Annotated in this window: 16 protein-coding genes; 11 read left to right on the top strand and 5 right to left on the bottom strand. The window is 61.5% G+C overall.

The annotated features are described in order from the left end of the window. Positions 1–43: 43 nt before the first annotated feature. The gene (gene lldD, locus M5B99_RS16275; protein WP_248805001.1) at positions 44–1189 is read right to left on the bottom strand and encodes an FMN-dependent L-lactate dehydrogenase LldD; all 1146 of its coding nucleotides are present in this window, start codon (positions 1187–1189) and stop codon (positions 44–46) included. A 71-nt stretch (positions 1190–1260) separates the two neighbouring features. Next, entirely contained in the window at positions 1261–2955 is a 1695-nt protein-coding gene (locus tag M5B99_RS16270) for a lactate permease LctP family transporter (RefSeq protein ID WP_248805000.1), read from the bottom strand. A 260-nt stretch (positions 2956–3215) separates the two neighbouring features. Between M5B99_RS16270 and M5B99_RS16265 the strand changes: the two genes are divergently transcribed. After that, positions 3216–3983, top strand: coding sequence for a GntR family transcriptional regulator (locus M5B99_RS16265; RefSeq protein WP_248796119.1), 768 nt, complete (start codon positions 3216–3218; stop codon positions 3981–3983). Between the two features lie 213 nt (positions 3984–4196). On the opposite strand, the gene smpB is transcribed toward M5B99_RS16265, so the two are convergent. Next, complete coding sequence (smpB, locus tag M5B99_RS16260) at positions 4197–4679, bottom strand: SsrA-binding protein SmpB (protein WP_100939616.1); 483 nt, start codon at positions 4677–4679, stop codon at positions 4197–4199. Between the two features lie 127 nt (positions 4680–4806). On the opposite strand from smpB, the gene M5B99_RS16255 reads away from it, so the two are divergent. Together M5B99_RS16255 and M5B99_RS16250 are read left to right on the top strand one after the other, a co-directional pair. Beyond that, the gene (locus M5B99_RS16255; RefSeq protein WP_248804999.1) at positions 4807–5241 is read left to right on the top strand and encodes a type II toxin-antitoxin system RatA family toxin; all 435 of its coding nucleotides are present in this window, start codon (positions 4807–4809) and stop codon (positions 5239–5241) included. After that, positions 5234–5548, top strand: coding sequence for an RnfH family protein (locus tag M5B99_RS16250; protein ID WP_248804998.1), 315 nt, complete (start codon positions 5234–5236; stop codon positions 5546–5548). The genes M5B99_RS16255 and M5B99_RS16250 overlap by 8 nt, the downstream gene beginning before the upstream one ends. Positions 5549–5730: 182 nt before the next feature. Here M5B99_RS16250 and M5B99_RS16245 read toward each other — a convergent pair whose 3' ends face one another. After that, positions 5731–6258 (bottom strand): outer membrane protein assembly factor BamE, encoded by a 528-nt coding sequence (locus M5B99_RS16245; RefSeq protein ID WP_248804997.1) that lies wholly within the window; start codon positions 6256–6258, stop codon positions 5731–5733. Between the two features lie 97 nt (positions 6259–6355). Here M5B99_RS16245 and fur point away from each other — a divergent pair, with 97 nt between their 5' ends. Next, positions 6356–6763 (top strand): ferric iron uptake transcriptional regulator, encoded by a 408-nt coding sequence (gene fur, locus M5B99_RS16240; RefSeq protein ID WP_248804996.1) that lies wholly within the window; start codon positions 6356–6358, stop codon positions 6761–6763. A 98-nt stretch (positions 6764–6861) separates the two neighbouring features. On the opposite strand, the gene recN is transcribed toward fur, so the two are convergent. Beyond that, positions 6862–8535: a DNA repair protein RecN gene (gene recN / locus M5B99_RS16235; RefSeq protein ID WP_248804995.1), complete on the bottom strand. Its 1674-nt coding sequence runs from the start codon at positions 8533–8535 to the stop codon at positions 6862–6864. Between the two features lie 242 nt (positions 8536–8777). On the opposite strand from recN, the gene grpE reads away from it, so the two are divergent. The 7 genes from grpE (at position 8778) to greA (ending at position 18784) form a co-directional block, all read left to right on the top strand. Further along, positions 8778–9344: a nucleotide exchange factor GrpE gene (grpE, locus tag M5B99_RS16230; protein WP_248804994.1), complete on the top strand. Its 567-nt coding sequence runs from the start codon at positions 8778–8780 to the stop codon at positions 9342–9344. Between the two features lie 101 nt (positions 9345–9445). Further along, positions 9446–11365, top strand: a complete 1920-nt coding sequence (dnaK, locus tag M5B99_RS16225) for a molecular chaperone DnaK (protein WP_248804993.1) — start codon at positions 9446–9448, stop codon at positions 11363–11365. A 194-nt stretch (positions 11366–11559) separates the two neighbouring features. After that, the gene (gene dnaJ, locus M5B99_RS16220) at positions 11560–12684 is read left to right on the top strand and encodes a molecular chaperone DnaJ (protein ID WP_248804992.1); all 1125 of its coding nucleotides are present in this window, start codon (positions 11560–11562) and stop codon (positions 12682–12684) included. Positions 12685–12694: 10 nt separating this feature from the next. Further along, the gene (gene dapB / locus M5B99_RS16215; RefSeq protein WP_248804991.1) at positions 12695–13501 is read left to right on the top strand and encodes a 4-hydroxy-tetrahydrodipicolinate reductase; all 807 of its coding nucleotides are present in this window, start codon (positions 12695–12697) and stop codon (positions 13499–13501) included. Between the two features lie 346 nt (positions 13502–13847). Then, positions 13848–14984, top strand: coding sequence for a glutamine-hydrolyzing carbamoyl-phosphate synthase small subunit (carA, locus tag M5B99_RS16210; protein ID WP_248804990.1), 1137 nt, complete (start codon positions 13848–13850; stop codon positions 14982–14984). Positions 14985–15089: 105 nt separating this feature from the next. Continuing rightward, entirely contained in the window at positions 15090–18311 is a 3222-nt protein-coding gene (carB, locus tag M5B99_RS16205) for a carbamoyl-phosphate synthase large subunit (RefSeq protein ID WP_248804989.1), read from the top strand. Beyond that, positions 18308–18784, top strand: coding sequence for a transcription elongation factor GreA (gene greA / locus M5B99_RS16200; protein ID WP_248804988.1), 477 nt, complete (start codon positions 18308–18310; stop codon positions 18782–18784). The genes carB and greA overlap by 4 nt, the downstream gene beginning before the upstream one ends. Positions 18785–18797: the final 13 nt, after the last annotated feature.

Genomic DNA, 18797 nt, shown 5'->3' with positions numbered 1-18797 from the left:
CGTGCCCCGTTCAATCAGGCGGTGATTCGTCTCGGCGCGATGTTCAGGCGCCCAGTTCACGAACCAGCGAATCACGGTTGATCTCGCTGATGGATTTGGCGCCGGTGAGCACCATGGCCACGCGCATTTCCTTCTCGAACAGCTCCAGCAGATTCTTCACGCCGGCTTCGCCAGCGACGGCGAGGGCGTAGAGGAACGCGCGGCCGATCAGCACGGTGTCCGCGCCCAGGGCGATCATGCGTACCACGTCCAGGCCGCTGCGGATGCCGGAGTCGGCGAGGATCTTCAGGTCGCCTTTCACCGCATCGGCGATGGCCGGCAGTGCGCGGGCGCTGGACAGCACGCCGTCGAGCTGGCGACCGCCATGGTTGGAAACCACGATGCCGTCGGCACCGAACTTCACCGCGTCCCTGGCATCCTGCGGGTCGAGAATGCCCTTGATGACCATCGGCCCCTCCCAGAACTCGCGGATCCACTCCAGGTCCTTCCAGGAAATCGACGGGTCAAAGTTGTTGCCCAGCCAGCCGATGTAGTCGCCCAGGCCGGTCGGGTTGCCGCGATACTTCGAGATATTGCCGAGGTCGTGGGGCTTGCCCATCAGGCCCACGTCCCAGGCCCACTGCGGGTGAGTCATGGCTTGCCAGACACGCCGCAGTGGCGCGTTCGGGCCGCTCATCCCGGAATGCGCATCACGGTAGCGGGCGCCGGGCACCGGCATGTCCACGGTAAAGACCAGGGTGGTGACCCCCGCGGCCTTGGCGCGCTCCAGGGCGTTGCGCATGAAGCCGCGGTCCTTGAGCACGTAAAGCTGGAACCACATGGGTCGGTCGATGGCGGGGGCGACTTCCTCGATCGGACAGACCGACACGGTCGACATCGTAAAGGGAATGCCCTTGGCCGCCGCCGCGCGGGCCGCCTGGACCTCGCCGCGCCGGGCATACATGCCGGTCAGGCCGACCGGCGCGAGGGCCACCGGCATGCTCAAGGTCTCATTGAACAGGCGGGTTTCCAGGCTCAGCTCGGACATGTTCTTCAGTACGCGTTGACGCAGGGCAATGTTCGCCAGGTCCTCGACGTTATGGCGCAGGGTGTGCTCGGCGTAGGCACCGCCGTCGGCATAGTGGAACAGGAACGGCGGCAGCTTGCGTTGGGCGGCTGCGCGGTAATCGGTAGAGGCGGAAATAATCATGGGGGCTCGCAGCGTTGGTTGAAAGGGAGCGGTTGCCGGGGGCTTCGACAGGCCCCCGGGCCCTTGTCACTTTAGTGCACCAGCATGCCGGTGAAGATATAGGCCTGGAGCAGGGTGATCAGGCCGACAATCGTGGCGAAGAACAGGCTGTGCTTGAGGGTGAAGCGGAACAGATCCGACTCCTTGCCCACCAGCCCGGTGGCCGCGCAGGCCACGGCGATCGATTGCGGGGAGATCATCTTGCCGGTGACGCCGCCGCTGGTATTGGCCGCCACCAGCAGGATGTCGTTGACGCCGATCTGGTGGGCGGTGGTCGCTTGCAGCGAGCTGAACAGGGCGTTGGACGAGGTGTCGGAGCCGGTGAGGAACACCCCGAGCCAGCCGAGGAACGGCGAGAAGAACGGGAACGCGGCACCGGTCGCGGCCAGGACCAGGGCCATGGTCGAGGACATGCCCGAGTAGTTGGTGACGAAGGCGAAGGCCAGCACCATGCCGATGGACAGGATCGGCCAGCGCAGCTCGTAGAAGGTCTCGCGCAAAGTGGTCAGGCCAGTTTTGATATTGATCTTCAGGATCAGCATCGACACCAGGGCGGAGAAGAAAATCGCCGTGCCGGTGGCCGCGATCGGGTCGAGCTTGAACACCGCTGCAATCGGGGTGGGGGTCGCGACGATCGGCGCGGTCTTGATCACCAGCTGGTCCAGGTGCGGGATGGCAAAGTTGAACACTGTGCCGTACATCGCGCCGCCGGTGACGAACAGTGCCTTGAACGACTTCAGGGTCCAGATCGTCACCAGCACGGTAAGGATCAGGAACGGCGACCAGGCCTTGAAGATCTGGCTCAGGCTGTAGGGCGAAGCGAGGCTGCTGCGCGGCTGGCCGAAGCCGCCGACGCTGGCGGTGCTCACCACGCCCGGGGCGGCGCCGGCGATCTGTGCGCCCGCGCTGCGCTTGGGTTGCCAGACTTTCAGGAACAGGGTCAGGGAAACCAGGCTGACCAGTGCCGAGGTGATGTCCGGCAGTTCCGGACCGATGAAGTTCGAGGTGAAGAACTGGGTCACGGCAAAGCTCAGGCCGGCCACCAGGGCCGCCGGCCAGGTTTCCCGCACGCCGCGCAGGCCGTCCATCATGAACACCAGCCAGAACGGTACGAACAGCGACAGCAGTGGCAGTTGGCGACCGGCCATGGCGCCGATCTTGAACGCGTCAAGGCCGGTGACCTGGCCCGCGACGATGATCGGGATGCCCAGGGCGCCGAAGGCTACCGGCGCGGTGTTGGCGATCAGGCACAGGCCGGCGGCGTAGAGCGGATTGAAGCCCAGGCCGACCAGCAGGGCGGCGGTGATCGCCACCGGAGCGCCGAAGCCGGCGGCCCCTTCGAGGAAGGCGCCGAAGCAGAAGCCGATCAGCAGCACTTGCAGGCGCTGGTCATCGGTAATCGACAGCACCGAGCTGCGGATGATTTCGAACTGACCGCTCTTGACTGTCAGTTTGTAGAGGAACACTGCCGCGACAATGATCCAGGCAATGGGCCAAAGGCCGTAGGCGAAGCCGTAGCCGGCGGCGGCGAGCGCCATGTCGGCCGGCATCTTGAAGGCGAAGATCGCCACCAGGATCGACAACACAAGGGTGATGCTGCCCGCCACATGACCCTTGAGGCGAAACACCGCCAGGGCCATGAAGAAGAACACGATGGGAATCACGGCCGTGAGAGCGGACAGGCCGAGGCTGCCGAGAGGGCTGTAGAGCTGTTGCCAGGTTTGCATAGTGGGGTGGCCCCTAATTGTTGTTGGTCAGGCACTGGTGTCGATTTGGATAATTGGTAATACCAATTTACAATCGCCGGACGCTAGGTTAAAAGCGTTGCTGGTGATGTGTCAATTTGCCGCCCTGAAACTTTCGTCTAAAAGTCTTCGGCGGGAGGGCTGAGCGGGTGATTTATGTTGTGCCTGGCAGGTGCTGGCGGCGTCTCGATAAGCCAGAATAGACAGTCCCGGCAAGGGTTCGGGATCGTGAGGAGTGAGTGATGGGGTTTGATCAGGTTCGTCAGCGCCGTTTGTCTGACGATATTGTCCAGCGGCTTGAGGAGATGATCCTCGAGGGCACGCTCAAGGCTGGTGAGCGGCTGCCGGCCGAGCGTGCGCTGGCCGAGCAGTTCGGCGTCTCACGGCCGTCGCTGCGCGAGGCGATCCAGAAACTGGTGGCCAAGGGGTTGCTGGTCAGCCGTCAGGGCGGTGGCAATTACGTGGTGGAGTCGCTGGGTTCGACCTTCAGCGATCCGTTGCTGCATCTGCTGGAGAGCAATCCGGAAGCCCAGCGCGACCTGTTGGAGTTTCGCCATACGCTGGAGGCGTCCTGCGCCTATTACGCGGCGCTGCGGGCGACCGACGTGGATCGCGAGCGCCTGCGCCTGGCCTTTGAGCAGTTGCAGAGCTGTTATGGGCGAGCGGGCGAAGTGGGGCGGGCGGAGGAGGGCGCGGCGGATGCGAGTTTTCACCTGGCGATTGCCGAGGCGAGTCATAACGCGGTGTTGCTGCATACCATCCGCGGCTTGTTCGACTTGCTCAAGCGCAATGTGCTGACCAATATTGGCGGGATGTACAAGCAGCGCAGCGAAACCCGGGACATGCTGATCAGCCAGCACCGCGAGCTGTACCTGGCGATTATCGAAGGGCGTGCCGACGACGCCCGCGAAGTGTCCAGCCGGCACATTCTGTATGTGCAGGAGGTGCTGGAGGAAGTGCGCCAGGAAGTGCAGCGGGTGGCGCGGGCGGAGCGGCGCAAGGGGATCTAGAAGGCGGTCGGGTCATGTGGCGAGCGGGCTTGCCCGCGCTGGGCTGCGAAGCGGCCCTGAAATCAGCGACTTCATTGTGTCAGGCAGAACGCAATCACCGGTTTTACGACTGCTTCGCAGCCGAGCGCGGGCAAGCCCGCTCGCCACAAATATCGGCCAGACTTAAGATTGCTCTTAACTGACAGGCATTGAGGCAAGCCTCCCTCGCCGCACTCAGTCTTCCTTGCCCTTGTTGCGCACGGCGCGCTGCAAGTCCCGGTTGGCGTCGCGCTCGCGCTCGGTATCGCGTTTGTCGTATTCCTTCTTGCCCTTGCCCAGGGCAATCTCGCACTTGACCAGGTGCTTGCTCCAATACAGCGACAGGCAGACACAGGCATGGCCCTTTTGCTGCACGGCCGCGTGGATCTTTTCCAGCTCGCGCTGGTTGAGCAGCAGCTTGCGCGTGCGCGTCGGGTCGGCAATCACGTGGGTGCTGGCGGTCGTCAACGGCGTGAAGTGGCTGCCGAACAGCCAGGCTTCACCGTTCTTGAGCAGTACATAACTGTCGACCAGTTGTGCCTTGCCTGCACGTAGACTCTTTACTTCCCAGCCGGCCAGGACCAGACCAGCCTCGAACCGTTGTTCGACGAAGTAATCGTGGCGCGCCTTTTTATTTTGCGCGATGGTCCCTGTGGGGTGTTTCTTCTGTTTAGCCATAGGGGCGTCATTATAGGCAGTTGCGCGTCACTCGGCTACGGTGAAGCTGCGTGCTTGAGCGCGTAGGATGAATCCCGGACAATGCGCGCACTTTTGTTTGCTGCCCAGCCGTGGAATCAACGCTGACATGACGACCCATATTCAACGTTCGGCCTTGCTGCCCTACCCGGCGCAGGCGCTTTATGACCTGGTGAACGACGTCGCGCGTTACCCGGAGTTCCTCCCGTGGTGCGCGTCGGCCCAGGTGCTGGAGAGCTCGCAGGTGCATATGCGCGCCACACTGGCAATCGCCAAAGGCGGCTTGAGCCAGAATTTCGTGACCCGCAATACCCTGGTGTCAGGACAGTCGATTGAAATGAACCTGGAAGAAGGACCGTTCAATCAATTGCACGGTGTCTGGGTGTTCAAGGCCCTGGGGGAGAAGGCCTGCAAGATCAGCCTGGACCTGACCTTCGATTACGCCGGGCCGATCGTGCGGGCGACTCTGGGGCCGTTGTTCAATCAGGCGGCCAATACCCTGGTGGATGCGTTCTGCCAGCGCGCCAAGCAGCTCCATGTCTGAGCCATTGGTGGCGATAGAGGTGGTCTACGCCGATGTCGGGCGTCAGTGCCTGCAGGCGGTTTCAGTGCCGGCGGGCACGACGTTGCGGGTAGCGGTGCGCCTGTCCGGGATCGCCGAGCAGTTTCCCGGGCTGGATGTGGAAAGTTGTCCGCTGGGGATTTTCGGCAAGGCCATTGCCGATGCCGATACCCGTGCGGTGGCGGAGGGCGATCGTATCGAGATCTATCGTCCCTTGCTGGCCGATCCCAAGGAGGTTCGGCGCCTGCGTGCGGAAAGAGCCGCCAAGGCCAAGGCGCAAAACCTGTAGCTCTTGTCTTGCGCGGGATCTCTGTTGGCGCCGGCTTGCCGGCGATGGGGGCTGCCTTGCATTGCTTATTCGGCTGTCGTCGCCGGCAAGCCGGCTCCCATAGGGTTGAGTATCAGGCCCGGAGGGTGTTTTTCAGCAGGCACAAAAAAGCCCGGACATCCGGGCTTTTTTCTGTCGCCGTTTTACTGCGGCGCGGTGTCCAGCGGTTCCGGAGACGGAACCGGCACGGTTTTCACGCCGTCGACATCTTTCTGGATCTGGTCGAGCAACGAACCCGGCTTGGCCGGCTTCTCGGGTTGCGGCTTCTCGGTGTTCTGTACCGGAGCATTCACCGTCGTGCCGCTGTCCTTGCCCAGAATCGCTTCATCGCGGCTCACGCCGGGTTTGAAGTCGCCGGACAGGCTGGCGAGTTGATCATTGGCATTGAATATCAGGCTGATCCGTTCCTGTTGGCGTTCACCGCCACCAGGCTGCAGGCTATACAGATAATCCCAGCGATTGGCGTGGAATGTGTCGGCCAACAGCGGGTTGCCCATGATAAACCTTACTTGCTTGCGGGTCATTCCCGGGCGCAACTGGTCTATCATGTCCTGCGTGACGACATTGCCCTGTTGGATGTCGATTTTGTAAACCCCGGGGAATGAACAACCGGCGAGTGCGAGCAGTCCCACTAAGGTAAAACTGGTTAGCAACAGCTTGGTGTTTTGCATCGGTGGGCGACTTCCACTATCTTGGCTGGGACAACGTAAACCCCGATCATACCCGTATTAAGAGAAGCTGCGAAGCAGCATCGCGAGAAAGCTGACCATGGTTGAAAATAGCGAACTACGTAAAGCCGGCTTAAAAGTGACTCTGCCACGGGTCAAGATTTTGCAAATGCTTGATTCCGCCGAGCAGCGTCACATGAGCGCCGAGGATGTCTACAAGGCGCTGATGGAAGCGGGCGAGGATGTTGGCCTGGCAACGGTCTACCGTGTACTGACCCAGTTCGAAGCGGCCGGGTTGGTGGTTCGCCACAATTTCGATGGCGGCCATGCGGTCTTCGAGCTGGCGGACGGCGGGCATCACGATCATATGGTCGACGTGGATACCAGCGAGGTGATCGAATTCACCAGTCCGGAAATCGAGAAGCTGCAGAAGGCTATCGCCGAAGAGCACGGTTTCGAGCTGGCGGATCACAATCTGGTCCTGTACGTACGCAAGAAAAAAACGTAAATCGTCGCGAATACCGGTTCGCGAAACGATCGAAGGCGACCTTAGGGTCGCCTTCGTGTTTTTTATTGCCAGATTTTTCTGCGGGCCGAGGTCCGGGCTCAGGCTTTGGCCGTGATCACCATCTTTTTTGCGTGAGCCAGGGATTCCTTGGTCAGGTCAATGCCCCCGAGCATGCGCGCGACTTCTTCGATCCGTTCAGCCTTGCTCAGTTTCGACACCGCCGTGCGGGTGGCGTCACTGCCGCGCATCTTGTGCACAAATAGATGATGGTGCCCTTGCGCCGCCACTTGCGGCAGGTGCGTGACGGTCAGTACCTGCCCGCGCTCGCCGAGGCGGCGCAGCAGTTGGCCGACGATCTCGGCGGTCGGGCCGCCGATACCCACGTCCACTTCGTCGAATACCAGGGTCGGGATACGCGAGGTCTGTGCGGTGATGACCTGGATCGCCAGGCTGATCCGTGACAGTTCCCCCCCGGAGGCAACCTTGGCCAGTGCCTTGAGTGGTTGGCCGGGGTTGGCGCTGACCAACAGTTCGACCTGCTCAAGGCCATAAGGCAGCAGCTCGTTGCTGGTGTTGGCATGCAGTTCGATGCTGAAGCGCCCGCCGGGCATGCCCAGGCGCTGGATTTCCTGTTCTACGGCGCTGGCGAGGCCAGTCGCCGCTTGATGACGTAGATCACTAAGTTCCCGTGCCCGTTCCTGATAATGTCGGGCATAGGCCGCGAGTTCTTCGGTGAGGCGTTCGATGGCTTCGTCGTTGGCATTGAGGGTTTCGATTTCATCCAGCAGCTTTTGCTGGAGGGTCGCCACCTCCGTGGGCTGGATACGGTGCTTGCGTGCCAGGGTGTAGATCGCGTCCAGCCGCTCCTCGAGCTGTTGCAGGCGGGCCGGGTCGGCGTCGAAGTGGTCGAGGAAACGGTTCAGTTCGCCGACGGCTTCCTCGACCTGGATCTGCGCGCTGGCCAGCAGGTTGGTGGCTTCGCCCAGGGAGCCGCTGCCGTTATTGACGCTGGACAGGCGATTGAGGCTCGCGGTCAGGGCATTGAGTACATTGCCCGAGTCGCTTTCGCTGCACTGCTCCACTACCTGGCGGCAGATGCCGAGCAGAGTTTCGGCGTTGGTCAGGTTCTTGTGTTCCTGCTCCAGGTCCCCCAGCTCGTTTTCACCCAGGCCGAGGTTTTCGAGTTCTTCGAGCTGGTAACTGAGCAGTTGGTGGCGGGCGCGCTGTTCGTCGCCGGAGTTGGAGAGGCGCTCCAGTTCCTGGCGGGTCTGGCGCCAGCGCTGGGCCGCGAGCTGGACCTGGCGGGCGAGATCGGTGGCGCCGGCGTATTCGTCGAGCAGGCGGCGGTGGGTGTCGGTTTTCAGCAGGGACTGGTGTTCGTGCTGGCTGTGGATGTCGATCAGCAGTTCGCCGAGGGCCTTGAGGTCGCCCTGGGGGCAGGGCGAGCCGTTGATATAGCCGCGCGAGCGACCTTCGGCGGTAATGACCCGGCGCAGGATGCACGGGCCGTCGTTGTCGAGGTCGCGTTCGGCGAGCCAGGCCCGGGCCTCGGGGATGTCTTCGAGGTCGAAGGTGGCGAGTATATCGGCCTTGTCCGCGCCGGGACGGACCACGCCGCTGTCGGCGCGATCGCCCAGGGTCAGCCCGAGGGCGTCGAGCATGATCGACTTGCCGGCGCCGGTTTCGCCAGTGATTACGCTCATCCCGCGATCCAGTTCCAGATCGAGATGTTCGACGATTGCGTAGTTATGTACGGACAGGTGCACCAGCATGAAGGCCGCTCCCAGGCTTTAGGTCTGGTTATTTATACAGTGTTTTTAATTGTGCTGACAATGCTTGCCCTTAGTTCGATTGGCTTGAATGTCGGGGTTTTTTAGCGCGATCGGTAATCTTGCACAGATGGGCCGGGGTGCGATTGCCGTGCTCCCGGCCCTTGAACCTGGAAATTGCGACCCCATATATCGGGGCAGAAGCGCGAGTCGAGCTCGCAGACGATATTGAAAGGAGGTTTTTTATGGCTGACGAACAGACTCTGGATTCGCAAAATCAGGAAGCCGGCTCGGCCGCACAGGCTCAGGGTGACGATTTGGCCACCCGCGTCCAGGTGCTCGAGGAGCAACTGGCGGCGGCACAGGATCAAGGGTTGCGTGTCGCGGCCGACCTGCAGAATATCCGCCGGCGTGCCGAGCAGGATGTGGAAAAAGCGCACAAATTCGCCCTGGAGAAGTTTGCCGGCGACCTGTTGCCGATCATCGACAGCCTGGAACGTGGTCTGGACCTGTCCAACCCGGACGATGAAAACATCCGGCCGATGCGTGAAGGCATCGAACTGACCCTGAAGATGTTCCAGGACACCCTCAAGCGTTATCAGCTGGAAGCCATCGAGCCCCACGGCGAACCCTTCAACGCTGCCCTGCACCAGGCCATGGCCATGCAGGAAAGCGCCGATGTCGAGCCCAACAGCGTGCTGAAAGTGTTCCAGAAAGGCTATCAGCTCCACGGTCGCCTGCTGCGCCCGGCAATGGTGGTGGTCAGCAAGGCGGTCGCGCCGGTTTCGCCGACGATCGACGAGCAGGCTTGAAATCGGCCGCAAGGCCCCCATCTACAAGTCAAGCGTTTAAGTGCTACCACAGTTGGCCATAACCGCTGCGGTAAAAAAAATCAAAGTTTCGGGAGAGTGAAATGGGCAAAATTATCGGTATTGACCTGGGGACTACCAACTCCTGTGTCTCCATTCTTGAAAACGGCAAGGCCAAAGTGATCGAAAACGCCGAGGGTGCACGCACCACGCCGTCGATCATTGCCTACGCCAACGATGGCGAAATCCTGGTTGGCCAATCGGCCAAGCGCCAGGCCGTGACCAATCCGCATAACACCCTGTACGCGGTGAAGCGTCTGATCGGTCGCAAGTTCGACGAAGAAGTCGTGCAGAAAGACATCAAGATGGTCCCTTACAAAATCGCCAAGGCTGACAACGGCGATGCTTGGGTCGAAGTGAACGGCCAGAAAATGGCGCCGCCACAGATCTCGGCTGAAATCCTGAAGAAGATGAAGAAAACCGCCGAAGACTACCTCGGCGAGCCGGTCACTGAAGCGGTCATCACCGTTCCGGCCTACTTCAACGACAGCCAGCGCCAGGCCACCAAGGACGCCGGTCGTATCGCCGGTCTGGACGTCAAGCGCATCATCAACGAACCGACCGCGGCCGCTCTGGCCTACGGTATGGACAAGGCCAAGGGCGACCACACCGTCATCGTTTATGACCTGGGTGGCGGTACCTTCGACGTGTCCGTGATCGAAATCGCCGAAGTCGATGGCGAGCACCAGTTCGAAGTGTTGGCCACCAACGGTGACACCTTCCTCGGCGGTGAAGACTTTGACATTCGTCTGATCGACTACCTCGTCGACGAGTTCAAGAAAGAAAGCGGCATGAACCTCAAAGGTGACCCGCTGGCCATGCAGCGCCTGAAAGAAGCCGCTGAAAAAGCCAAGATCGAGCTGTCCTCGGCTCAGTCGACCGACGTCAACCTGCCGTACATCACTGCCGATGCCACCGGTCCCAAGCACCTGAACGTGAAGATCTCCCGCGCCAAGCTGGAAGCGCTGGTCGAAGACCTGGTTCAACGCACCATCGAACCTTGCCGCATCGCGCTGAAAGACGCCGGTATCGACGTTGCCAAGATCAACGACGTGATCCTGGTCGGCGGCCAGACCCGTATGCCGCTGGTACAGAAGCTGGTGACCGATTTCTTCGGTAAGGAAGCGCGCAAGGACGTCAACCCGGACGAAGCCGTCGCCATGGGTGCCGCTATCCAGGGCGCTGTTCTGGCCGGTGACGTGAAGGACGTTCTGCTGCTCGACGTCAGCCCGCTGACCCTGGGTATCGAAACCATGGGTGGCGTGATGACCGCGCTGATCGAGAAAAACACCACGATTCCTACCAAGAAATCGCAAGTGTTCTCGACCGCCGACGACAACCAGGGCGCCGTGACCATTCACGTCCTGCAGGGTGAGCGCAAGCAAGCCGCGCAGAACAAGTCCCTGGGCAAGTTCGACCTGGCCGAGATTCCGCCGGCTCCACGTGGCGTGCCACAGATCGAAGTGACTTTCGACATCGACGCCAACGGCATCCTGCACGTCGGCGCGAAGGACAAGGCCACCGGCAAAGAGCAGAAGATCACCATCAAGGCCAACTCCGGCCTGTCGGATGAAGAAATCCAGCAGATGGTTCGCGATGCCGAGCTCAACGCCGAAGAAGACCGCAAGTTCGAAGAGTTGGCCGGCGCCCGTAACCAGGGTGATGCCCTGGTGCACTCGACGCGCAAGATGATTGCCGACGCCGGTGACAAAGTGACCACCGAAGAGAAAACCGCGATCGAAGCCGCCGTGGTTGCCCTGGAAGCCGCTGTCAAAGGCGACGACAAGGCCGCTATCGAAGCCAAGGTCGAGGAGTTGTCCAAGGTCTCCGCGCCTGTGGCCCAGAAGATGTACGCCGAACAGGGCGCCAAGCCTGAAGCCGGTGCACAGCCTGCCCAGGAAGAAGCGCATCACAAGGATGACGTGGTCGACGCTGAGTTCGAAGAAGTCAAAGACCACAAGTAATTCACTTGTAGGTCAGCCGGTTGACTGCGCTTGAGCGGTGACTGGTAGGATGTCGCCGCGCGGGAGCTTGCTCCCGCGTTGGCGTGTCTGGAATAGGCAAATTTTTATAGCATGCGACAGCGTTCGGGTGCTGATGGTCGGGGCGGGACTGCTCCAGTCGGGAGTCCCGAACATCCTCAAGAGTGCAAAGAATCATGGCAAAGCGTGACTATTACGAGGTTTTGGGGGTCGAGCGTGGCTCCAGCGAATCGGACCTGAAGAAAGCTTACCGTCGCCTCGCGATGAAGCATCACCCGGACCGTAATCCGGATGACAAAGCGTCGGAAGAACTGTTCAAGGAGGCCAATGAGGCCTACGAAGTGCTGTCCGACTCCAGCAAGCGTGCAGCCTACGACCAGTATGGCCATGCGGGCGTCGACCCAAGCATGGGCGGCGGCGGTGCCGGCTTCGGCGGGCAGAATTTCTCCGATATCTTCGGCGATGTATTCAGCGATTTCTTCGGCGGCGGTCGCGGCGGTTCCCGTGGCGGCGCCCAGCGCGGCAGCGACCTGCGCTACACCCTGGAACTGAACCTGGAAGAGGCGGTACGCGGTACTACCGTCAATATCCGCGTGCCGACGCTGGTGAACTGCAAGCCGTGCGACGGTTCCGGAGCCAAGAAAGGTTCGGCGCCGATCACCTGCCCGACCTGTGGCGGTATCGGCCAGGTGCGTATGCAGCAAGGCTTCTTCTCGGTGCAGCAGACCTGCCCGCGTTGCCATGGTCAGGGCAAGATCATTTCCGATCCGTGCGATGCCTGCCATGGGCAGGGGCGTGTCGAAGAATACAAGACCCTGTCGGTGAAAGTGCCGTCGGGCGTCGATACCGGTGACCGTATTCGCCTGTCCGGCGAAGGCGAGGCGGGTACGCAGGGCGGTCCGACCGGCGACCTGTATGTGGTGATCAATGTCCGTGAGCACGATATTTTTCAGCGTGACGGCAAGCATCTGTTCTGCGAGGTGCCGATCAGCTTTGTCGACGCAGCCCTGGGCGGCGAGCTGGAAGTGCCAACCCTGGACGGTCGCGTCAAGTTGAAGATTCCGGAAGGTACCCAGACCGGCAAGCAGTTCCGCCTGCGCGGCAAGGGTGTTGCGCCGGTGCGTGGCGGTGGCGCGGGTGACCTGATGTGTCGCGTGGCCGTCGAGACCCCGGTGAACCTGAGTCGTCGCCAGCGTGAGCTGTTGGAAGAGTTCCGCTCCTCCCTGGCTGGCGACAGTTCTCATTCGCCCAAGGCCAGCGGCTGGTTCGAAGGGATGAAGCGTTTCTTCGGCGACCTGTAAGGAGCGAGGCATGCGACGTATAGCTGTAATGGGCGCCGCCGGGCGCATGGGCAAGATCCTGGTCGAGGCGGTGCAGCAGCGCGCGCCGCTCACCGGGTTGACGGCGGCGATCGTTCGTCCCGGCAGTTCGCTGGTCGGTGCGGATGCCGGCGAGCTGGCGTCGTTGGGGCGTATCGGCGTGCCGTTGTCCGAGGGGCTGGAGGCGGTGGCGGATGAGTTCGACGTCTTGATCGACTTCACGCTGCCGGAAGTGATGCTGAAAAACCTGGCGTTCTGTCGCAAGGCGGGCAAGGCCATGGTGATCGGTACCACCGGCCTGGACGCGGCGCAGAAGGCCTTGCTGGCCGAGGCGGGCAAGGATATTGCGATTGTCTTCGCGGCCAATTTCAGTGTTGGCGTCAACCTGTCGTTGAAGTTGCTCGATATGGCGGCGCGGGTGCTGGGCGATGATGCGGATATCGAGATCATCGAGGCGCACCATCGGCACAAGATCGACGCGCCTTCGGGTACGGCGTTGCGCATGGGCGAGGTGATCGCCAAGGCGCTGGGTCGCGACCTGGAGAAAGTCGCGGTGTATGGTCGTGAGGGGCATACCGGTGCGCGCGCGCGGGAAACCATCGGTTTTGCCACGGTGCGTGGCGGTGATGTGGTCGGCGATCACACCGTGCTGTTCGCCGCCGAAGGCGAGCGCCTGGAGATCACCCACAAGGCCTCGAGCCGCATGACCTTCGCCAAGGGGGCGGTGCGCGCGGCATTGTGGCTGGATGGCAAGGCGCCAGGCCTGTACGATATGCAGGATGTGCTCGAGCTGCACTGATCGGCGCAGGATTTGACTGTGCCGCTAAACTGTGGGAGCAGAGCTTGTTCGCGAAGAGGTCCTTGAGATCGCCAAGAGCTTCGCTGGCAAGCCATGCTCCAGCAGGTTCGACGTTCCCCATTTGAGCCTGTTCACACCACCTGGCGACGCCCTGTCGCATTCCCTGGCCTTTTCGGCTCATTAGCGGTGGATTAAAAAAGCCTTTTTCTGTAAGCTACAGCTTTAGTGTGTCCACTAAAAGCGCGCAGAATAATTCAGTGAACGAGCGGGGTGACGTGTCCATACGTCATTCCGCTTTTTTACAACCTGCGATCGCCCTTTCAGGCTTTATTTACGGGAGGTCTTCTTGACTAAGCCAGCCATACTCGCCCTTGCTGATGGCAGCATTTTTCGCGGCGAAGCCATTGGAGCCGACGGTCAGACCGTTGGTGAGGTGGTGTTCAACACCGCCATGACCGGCTATCAGGAAATCCTTACCGATCCTTCCTACGCCCAGCAAATCGTTACCCTGACCTACCCGCACATCGGCAACACCGGCACCACGCCGCAAGACGCCGAGTCCGATCGTGTCTGGTCCGCCGGTCTGGTCATTCGCGACCTGCCGCTGGTAGCGAGCAACTGGCGCAACACGCTGTCCCTGTCCGATTACCTGAAGGCCAACAACGTCGTGGCCATCGCCGGTATCGACACGCGGCGCCTGACCCGCATCCTGCGGGAAAAAGGCTCGCAGAACGGCTGCATCATGGCCGGTGACAACATTTCCGAAGCGGCGGCGATTGCCGCGGCGCAAGGTTTCCCCGGCCTGAAGGGCATGGATCTGGCGAAAGTCGTCAGCACCACCAAGCAGTACGAGTGGCGCTCGACCGTCTGGGACTTGAAGACCGACAGCCACGCGACCATCGAAGCTTCCGAGCTGCCTTACCATGTCGTGGCCTACGACTACGGTATCAAGCACAACATTCTGCGCATGCTGGTCGAGCGCGGCTGCCGCGTGACGGTTGTGCCGGCGCAGACGCCAGCCAGCGCCGTCCTGGCCCTGCAGCCGGACGGCGTGTTCCTGTCCAACGGCCCCGGCGACCCGGAGCCTTGCGACTACGCCATCCAGGCGATCAAGGATGTGCTGGAAACCGAGATCCCGGTGTTCGGTATCTGCCTGGGTCACCAGCTGCTGGCCCTGGCCTCCGGCGCCAAGACCCTGAAAATGGGGCATGGTCATCACGGTGCCAACCACCCGGTCCAGGACCTGGATACCGGCGTTGTCATGATCACCAGTCAGAACCACGGGTTCGCGGTGGATGAGGCGACCCTGCCGGCCAATGTCCGGGCGATCCACAAGTCGCTGTTCGACGGCTCCCTGCAGGGCATCGAGCGCACCGACAAGAGCGCCTTCAGCTTCCAGGGTCACCCTGAAGCCAGCCCGGGCCCGAACGACGTTGCACCGCTGTTCGATCGCTTCATCAATGAGATGGCCAAGCGCCGTTGATCGCCTGGATGCCCAGGGCGGCCCCACGACGCGGCGGCCCCCTCGGTCTCTTCAAGGATTGTTCAACGGCTTGCCGACTGACCTGCGGATTTGAGTGACAAACCCATGCCAAAACGTACAGACATAAAAAGCATCCTGATTCTTGGTGCCGGCCCGATCGTGATCGGCCAGGCCTGCGAATTCGACTACTCCGGCGCCCAGGCCTGCAAGGCCCTGCGCGAAGAGGGTTACCGCGTCATCCTGGTGAACTCCAACCCGGCCACCATCATGACCGACCCGGCCATGGCCGACGCCACCTACATCGAACCGATCAAATGGCAGACCGTGGCCAAGATCATCGAGAAGGAGCGTCCGGACGCCCTGCTGCCGACCATGGGCGGCCAGACCGCCCTGAACTGCGCCCTCGACCTGGAGCGCGAAGGCGTCCTCGAGAAGTTCGGCGTGGAAATGATCGGTGCCAACGCCGACACCATCGACAAGGCCGAAGACCGTTCGCGCTTCGACAAGGCGATGAAATCCATCGGCCTGGACTGCCCGCGCTCCGGTATCGCCCACAGCATGGAAGAGGCCAATGCGGTCCTCGAGAAGCTCGGTTTCCCGTGCATCATCCGTCCGTCCTTCACCATGGGCGGCACCGGTGGCGGTATTGCCTACAACCGTGAAGAGTTCGAAGAGATCTGCGCCCGTGGCCTGGATCTGTCGCCGACCAAGGAACTGCTGATCGACGAATCGCTGATCGGCTGGAAAGAGTACGAGATGGAGGTGGTCCGCGACAAAAAGGACAACTGCATCATCGTCTGCTCCATCGAGAATTTCGACCCGATGGGCGTGCACACCGGTGACTCGATCACTGTTGCGCCAGCACAGACCCTGACCGACAAGGAATACCAGATCCTGCGTAACGCCTCCCTGGCGGTGCTGCGCGAGATCGGCGTGGAAACCGGTGGTTCCAACGTTCAGTTCGGCATCTGCCCGAACACCGGTCGCATGGTCGTGATCGAGATGAACCCGCGGGTATCGCGTTCTTCGGCCCTGGCTTCGAAAGCCACCGGCTTCCCGATCGCCAAGGTTGCCGCCAAGCTGGCGGTGGGTTACACCCTGGATGAGTTGTCGAACGACATCACCGGCGGCAAGACCCCGGCGTCCTTCGAGCCGTCCATCGACTACGTCGTGACCAAGCTGCCGCGCTTCGCCTTCGAGAAATTCCCGAAAGCCGACGCCCGCCTGACTACCCAGATGAAGTCGGTGGGTGAAGTCATGGCCATCGGCCGGACCTTCCAGGAGTCCCTGCAGAAAGCCCTGCGCGGCCTCGAAGTGGGCGTCTGTGGTCTGGACGAGAAGCTCGACCTGAGCAACCCGGAAAGCATCAACGTGCTCAAGCGCGAGCTGACCGTGCCGGGCGCCGAGCGCATCTGGTACGTGGCGGACGCCTTCCGCGCCGGCATGAGCGTCGAAGATATCTTCGGCATGAACATGATCGATCCGTGGTTCCTGGTGCAGATCGAAGATCTGATCAAGGAAGAAGAGAAGGTCAAGACCCTGGGTCTGTCGGCCATCGACCGCGACCTGATGTTCCGCCTCAAGCGCAAGGGCTTCTCCGACATGCGTCTGGCCAAGTTGCTGGGCGTGACCGAGAAGAACCTGCGGACCCAGCGGCACAAGCTGGAAGTGTTCCCGGTCTACAAGCGCGTCGACACCTGCGCGGCCGAGTTCGCCACCGACACCGCCTACCTGTACTCGACTTATGAAGAAGAGTGCGAGGCCGCGCCATCGGGTCGCGACAAGATCATGATCCTTGGCGGCGGTCCGAACCGTATCGGCCAGGGCATCGAGTTCGACTACTGCTGTGTGCACGCGGCCCTGGCACTGCGCGAAGACGGGTACGAGACCATCATGGTCAACTGCAACCCGGAAACCGTGTCCACCGACTACGACACCTCCGATCGCCTGTACTTCGAGCCGGTGACCCTGGAAGACGTGCTGGAAATCGTCCGTGTCGAGAAGCCCAAGGGCGTGATCGTCCAGTACGGCGGCCAGACCCCGTTGAAGCTTGCGCGTGCCCTGGAAGCGGCCGGTGTGCCGATCATCGGCACCAGCCCTGACGCCATCGACCGTGCCGAAGATCGTGAGCGCTTCCAGCAGATGGTCGAGCGCCTGAATCTGCGCCAGCCGCCAAACGCGACCGTGCGCAGCGAAGACGAAGCGATTCGTGCCGCCAGCAAGATCGGTTACCCGCTGGTGGTGCGTCCGTCCTACGTATTGGGCGGCCGGGCGATGGAAATCGTCTACGAGGAAGAAGAGCTCAAGCGCTACCTGCGTGACGCGGTGAAAGTCTCCAACGACAGCCCGGTGCTGCTGGACCACTTCCTCAACTGCGCCATCGAAATGGACGTGGATGCGGTCTGCGACGGCACCGACGTGGTGATCGGCGCGATCATGCAGCACATCGAGCAGGCCGGTGTTCACTCCGGAGACTCGGCCTGTTCGCTGCCGCCGTACTCGCTGCCGGTGCACATCCAGGACGAGATGCGCGACCAGGTCAAGAAAATGGCCCTGGAATTGGGCGTTGTCGGCCTGATGAACGTGCAGTTGGCCCTGCAAGGCGAAGATATCTACGTCATCGAAGTCAACCCGCGCGCCTCGCGTACCGTGCCGTTCGTCTCCAAGTGCATCGGTGTCTCCCTGGCCATGATCGCCGCTCGCGTGATGGCCGGTAAGACCTTGAAGGAGCTGAACTTCACCAAGGAAATCATTCCGAACTTCTACAGTGTGAAAGAGGCGGTGTTCCCCTTCGCCAAATTCCCTGGCGTGGACCCGATCCTGGGCCCTGAGATGAAGTCCACCGGTGAAGTGATGGGCGTCGGCGACACCTTTGGCGAAGCCTTCGCCAAGGCCCAGATGGGTGCCAGCGAAGTGCTGCCGACCGGCGGTACCGCCTTCATCAGCGTTCGTGATGACGACAAGCCACTGGTTGCGGGCGTGGCCCGTGATCTGATCAACTTGGGCTTCGAAGTGGTGGCAACCGCCGGCACGGCCAAGGTGATCGAAGCGGCCGGCCTGAAAGTTCGCCGGGTCAACAAGGTGACGGAAGGTCGTCCGCACGTCGTCGACATGATCAAGAATGACGAAGTCACCCTGATCATCAACACGACCGAAGGCCGTCAGTCGATCGCTGACTCGTACTCCATTCGTCGTAACGCGCTGCAGCACAAGATCTACTGCACCACTACCATTGCTGCTGGCGAAGCCATCTGCGAAGCGCTCAAGTTCGGTCCGGAGAAGACCGTGCGTCGCTTGCAGGATCTACACGCAGGATTGAAGGCATGATCAAATACCCCATGACCGTCCAGGGGGCCAAGGCCCTGGAAGAGGAGCACGCTCACCTGACCAAGGTCGTCCGTCCGAAGCTGAGCCAGGACATCGGTACGGCCCGCGAGTTGGGTGACTTGAAGGAAAACGCCGAATACCACGCTGCTCGCGAGCAGCAGGGTATGGTCGAGGCGCGGATCCGTGATATCGAAGGCCGCATGCAGAACGCGGTGATCATCGATGTCACGACCATTGCGCATACCGGCAAGGTGATTTTCGGTACCACCGTGGAAATCGCCAACGTCGAAACCGACGAAAGCGTGGTTTACCACATCGTGGGTGAGGACGAGGCCGACTTCAAGCTTGGCAAGATCTCCGTCGGTTCGCCGCTGGCCCGCGCCTTGATCGCCAAGGAAGAGGGGGATGTGGTGGCTGTCAAAACGCCAGGTGGCGTTATCGAGTACGAGATTGTCGCAGTCCGTCACCTCTGAACGAAGGCGCCCG

The sequence above is a fragment of the Pseudomonas sp. MWU13-2100 genome (genome assembly GCF_023242365.1).
Lineage (GTDB): Bacteria > Pseudomonadota > Gammaproteobacteria > Pseudomonadales > Pseudomonadaceae > Aquipseudomonas.
The sequence above is the reverse complement of the archived record's forward strand: the minus strand, read 5'-3'. Positions and strand labels throughout refer to the sequence as shown.

Coding starts and splice junctions, on each gene's coding strand:
- dapB (WP_248804991.1), top strand. CDS start 12,695: ATGCGACGTATAGCTGTAATGGGCGCCGCCGGGCGCATGGGCAAGATC.
- M5B99_RS16265 (WP_248796119.1), top strand. CDS start 3,216: ATGGGGTTTGATCAGGTTCGTCAGCGCCGTTTGTCTGACGATATTGTC.
- recN (WP_248804995.1), bottom strand. CDS start 8,535: ATGCTGGTGCACCTGTCCGTACATAACTACGCAATCGTCGAACATCTC.
- greA (WP_248804988.1), top strand. CDS start 18,308: ATGATCAAATACCCCATGACCGTCCAGGGGGCCAAGGCCCTGGAAGAG.
- dnaK (WP_248804993.1), top strand. CDS start 9,446: ATGGGCAAAATTATCGGTATTGACCTGGGGACTACCAACTCCTGTGTC.
- M5B99_RS16270 (WP_248805000.1), bottom strand. CDS start 2,955: ATGCAAACCTGGCAACAGCTCTACAGCCCTCTCGGCAGCCTCGGCCTG.
- M5B99_RS16245 (WP_248804997.1), bottom strand. CDS start 6,258: ATGCAAAACACCAAGCTGTTGCTAACCAGTTTTACCTTAGTGGGACTG.
- dnaJ (WP_248804992.1), top strand. CDS start 11,560: ATGGCAAAGCGTGACTATTACGAGGTTTTGGGGGTCGAGCGTGGCTCC.
- lldD (WP_248805001.1), bottom strand. CDS start 1,189: ATGATTATTTCCGCCTCTACCGATTACCGCGCAGCCGCCCAACGCAAG.
- grpE (WP_248804994.1), top strand. CDS start 8,778: ATGGCTGACGAACAGACTCTGGATTCGCAAAATCAGGAAGCCGGCTCG.
- M5B99_RS16255 (WP_248804999.1), top strand. CDS start 4,807: ATGACGACCCATATTCAACGTTCGGCCTTGCTGCCCTACCCGGCGCAG.
- carB (WP_248804989.1), top strand. CDS start 15,090: ATGCCAAAACGTACAGACATAAAAAGCATCCTGATTCTTGGTGCCGGC.
- fur (WP_248804996.1), top strand. CDS start 6,356: ATGGTTGAAAATAGCGAACTACGTAAAGCCGGCTTAAAAGTGACTCTG.
- smpB (WP_100939616.1), bottom strand. CDS start 4,679: ATGGCTAAACAGAAGAAACACCCCACAGGGACCATCGCGCAAAATAAA.
- M5B99_RS16250 (WP_248804998.1), top strand. CDS start 5,234: ATGTCTGAGCCATTGGTGGCGATAGAGGTGGTCTACGCCGATGTCGGG.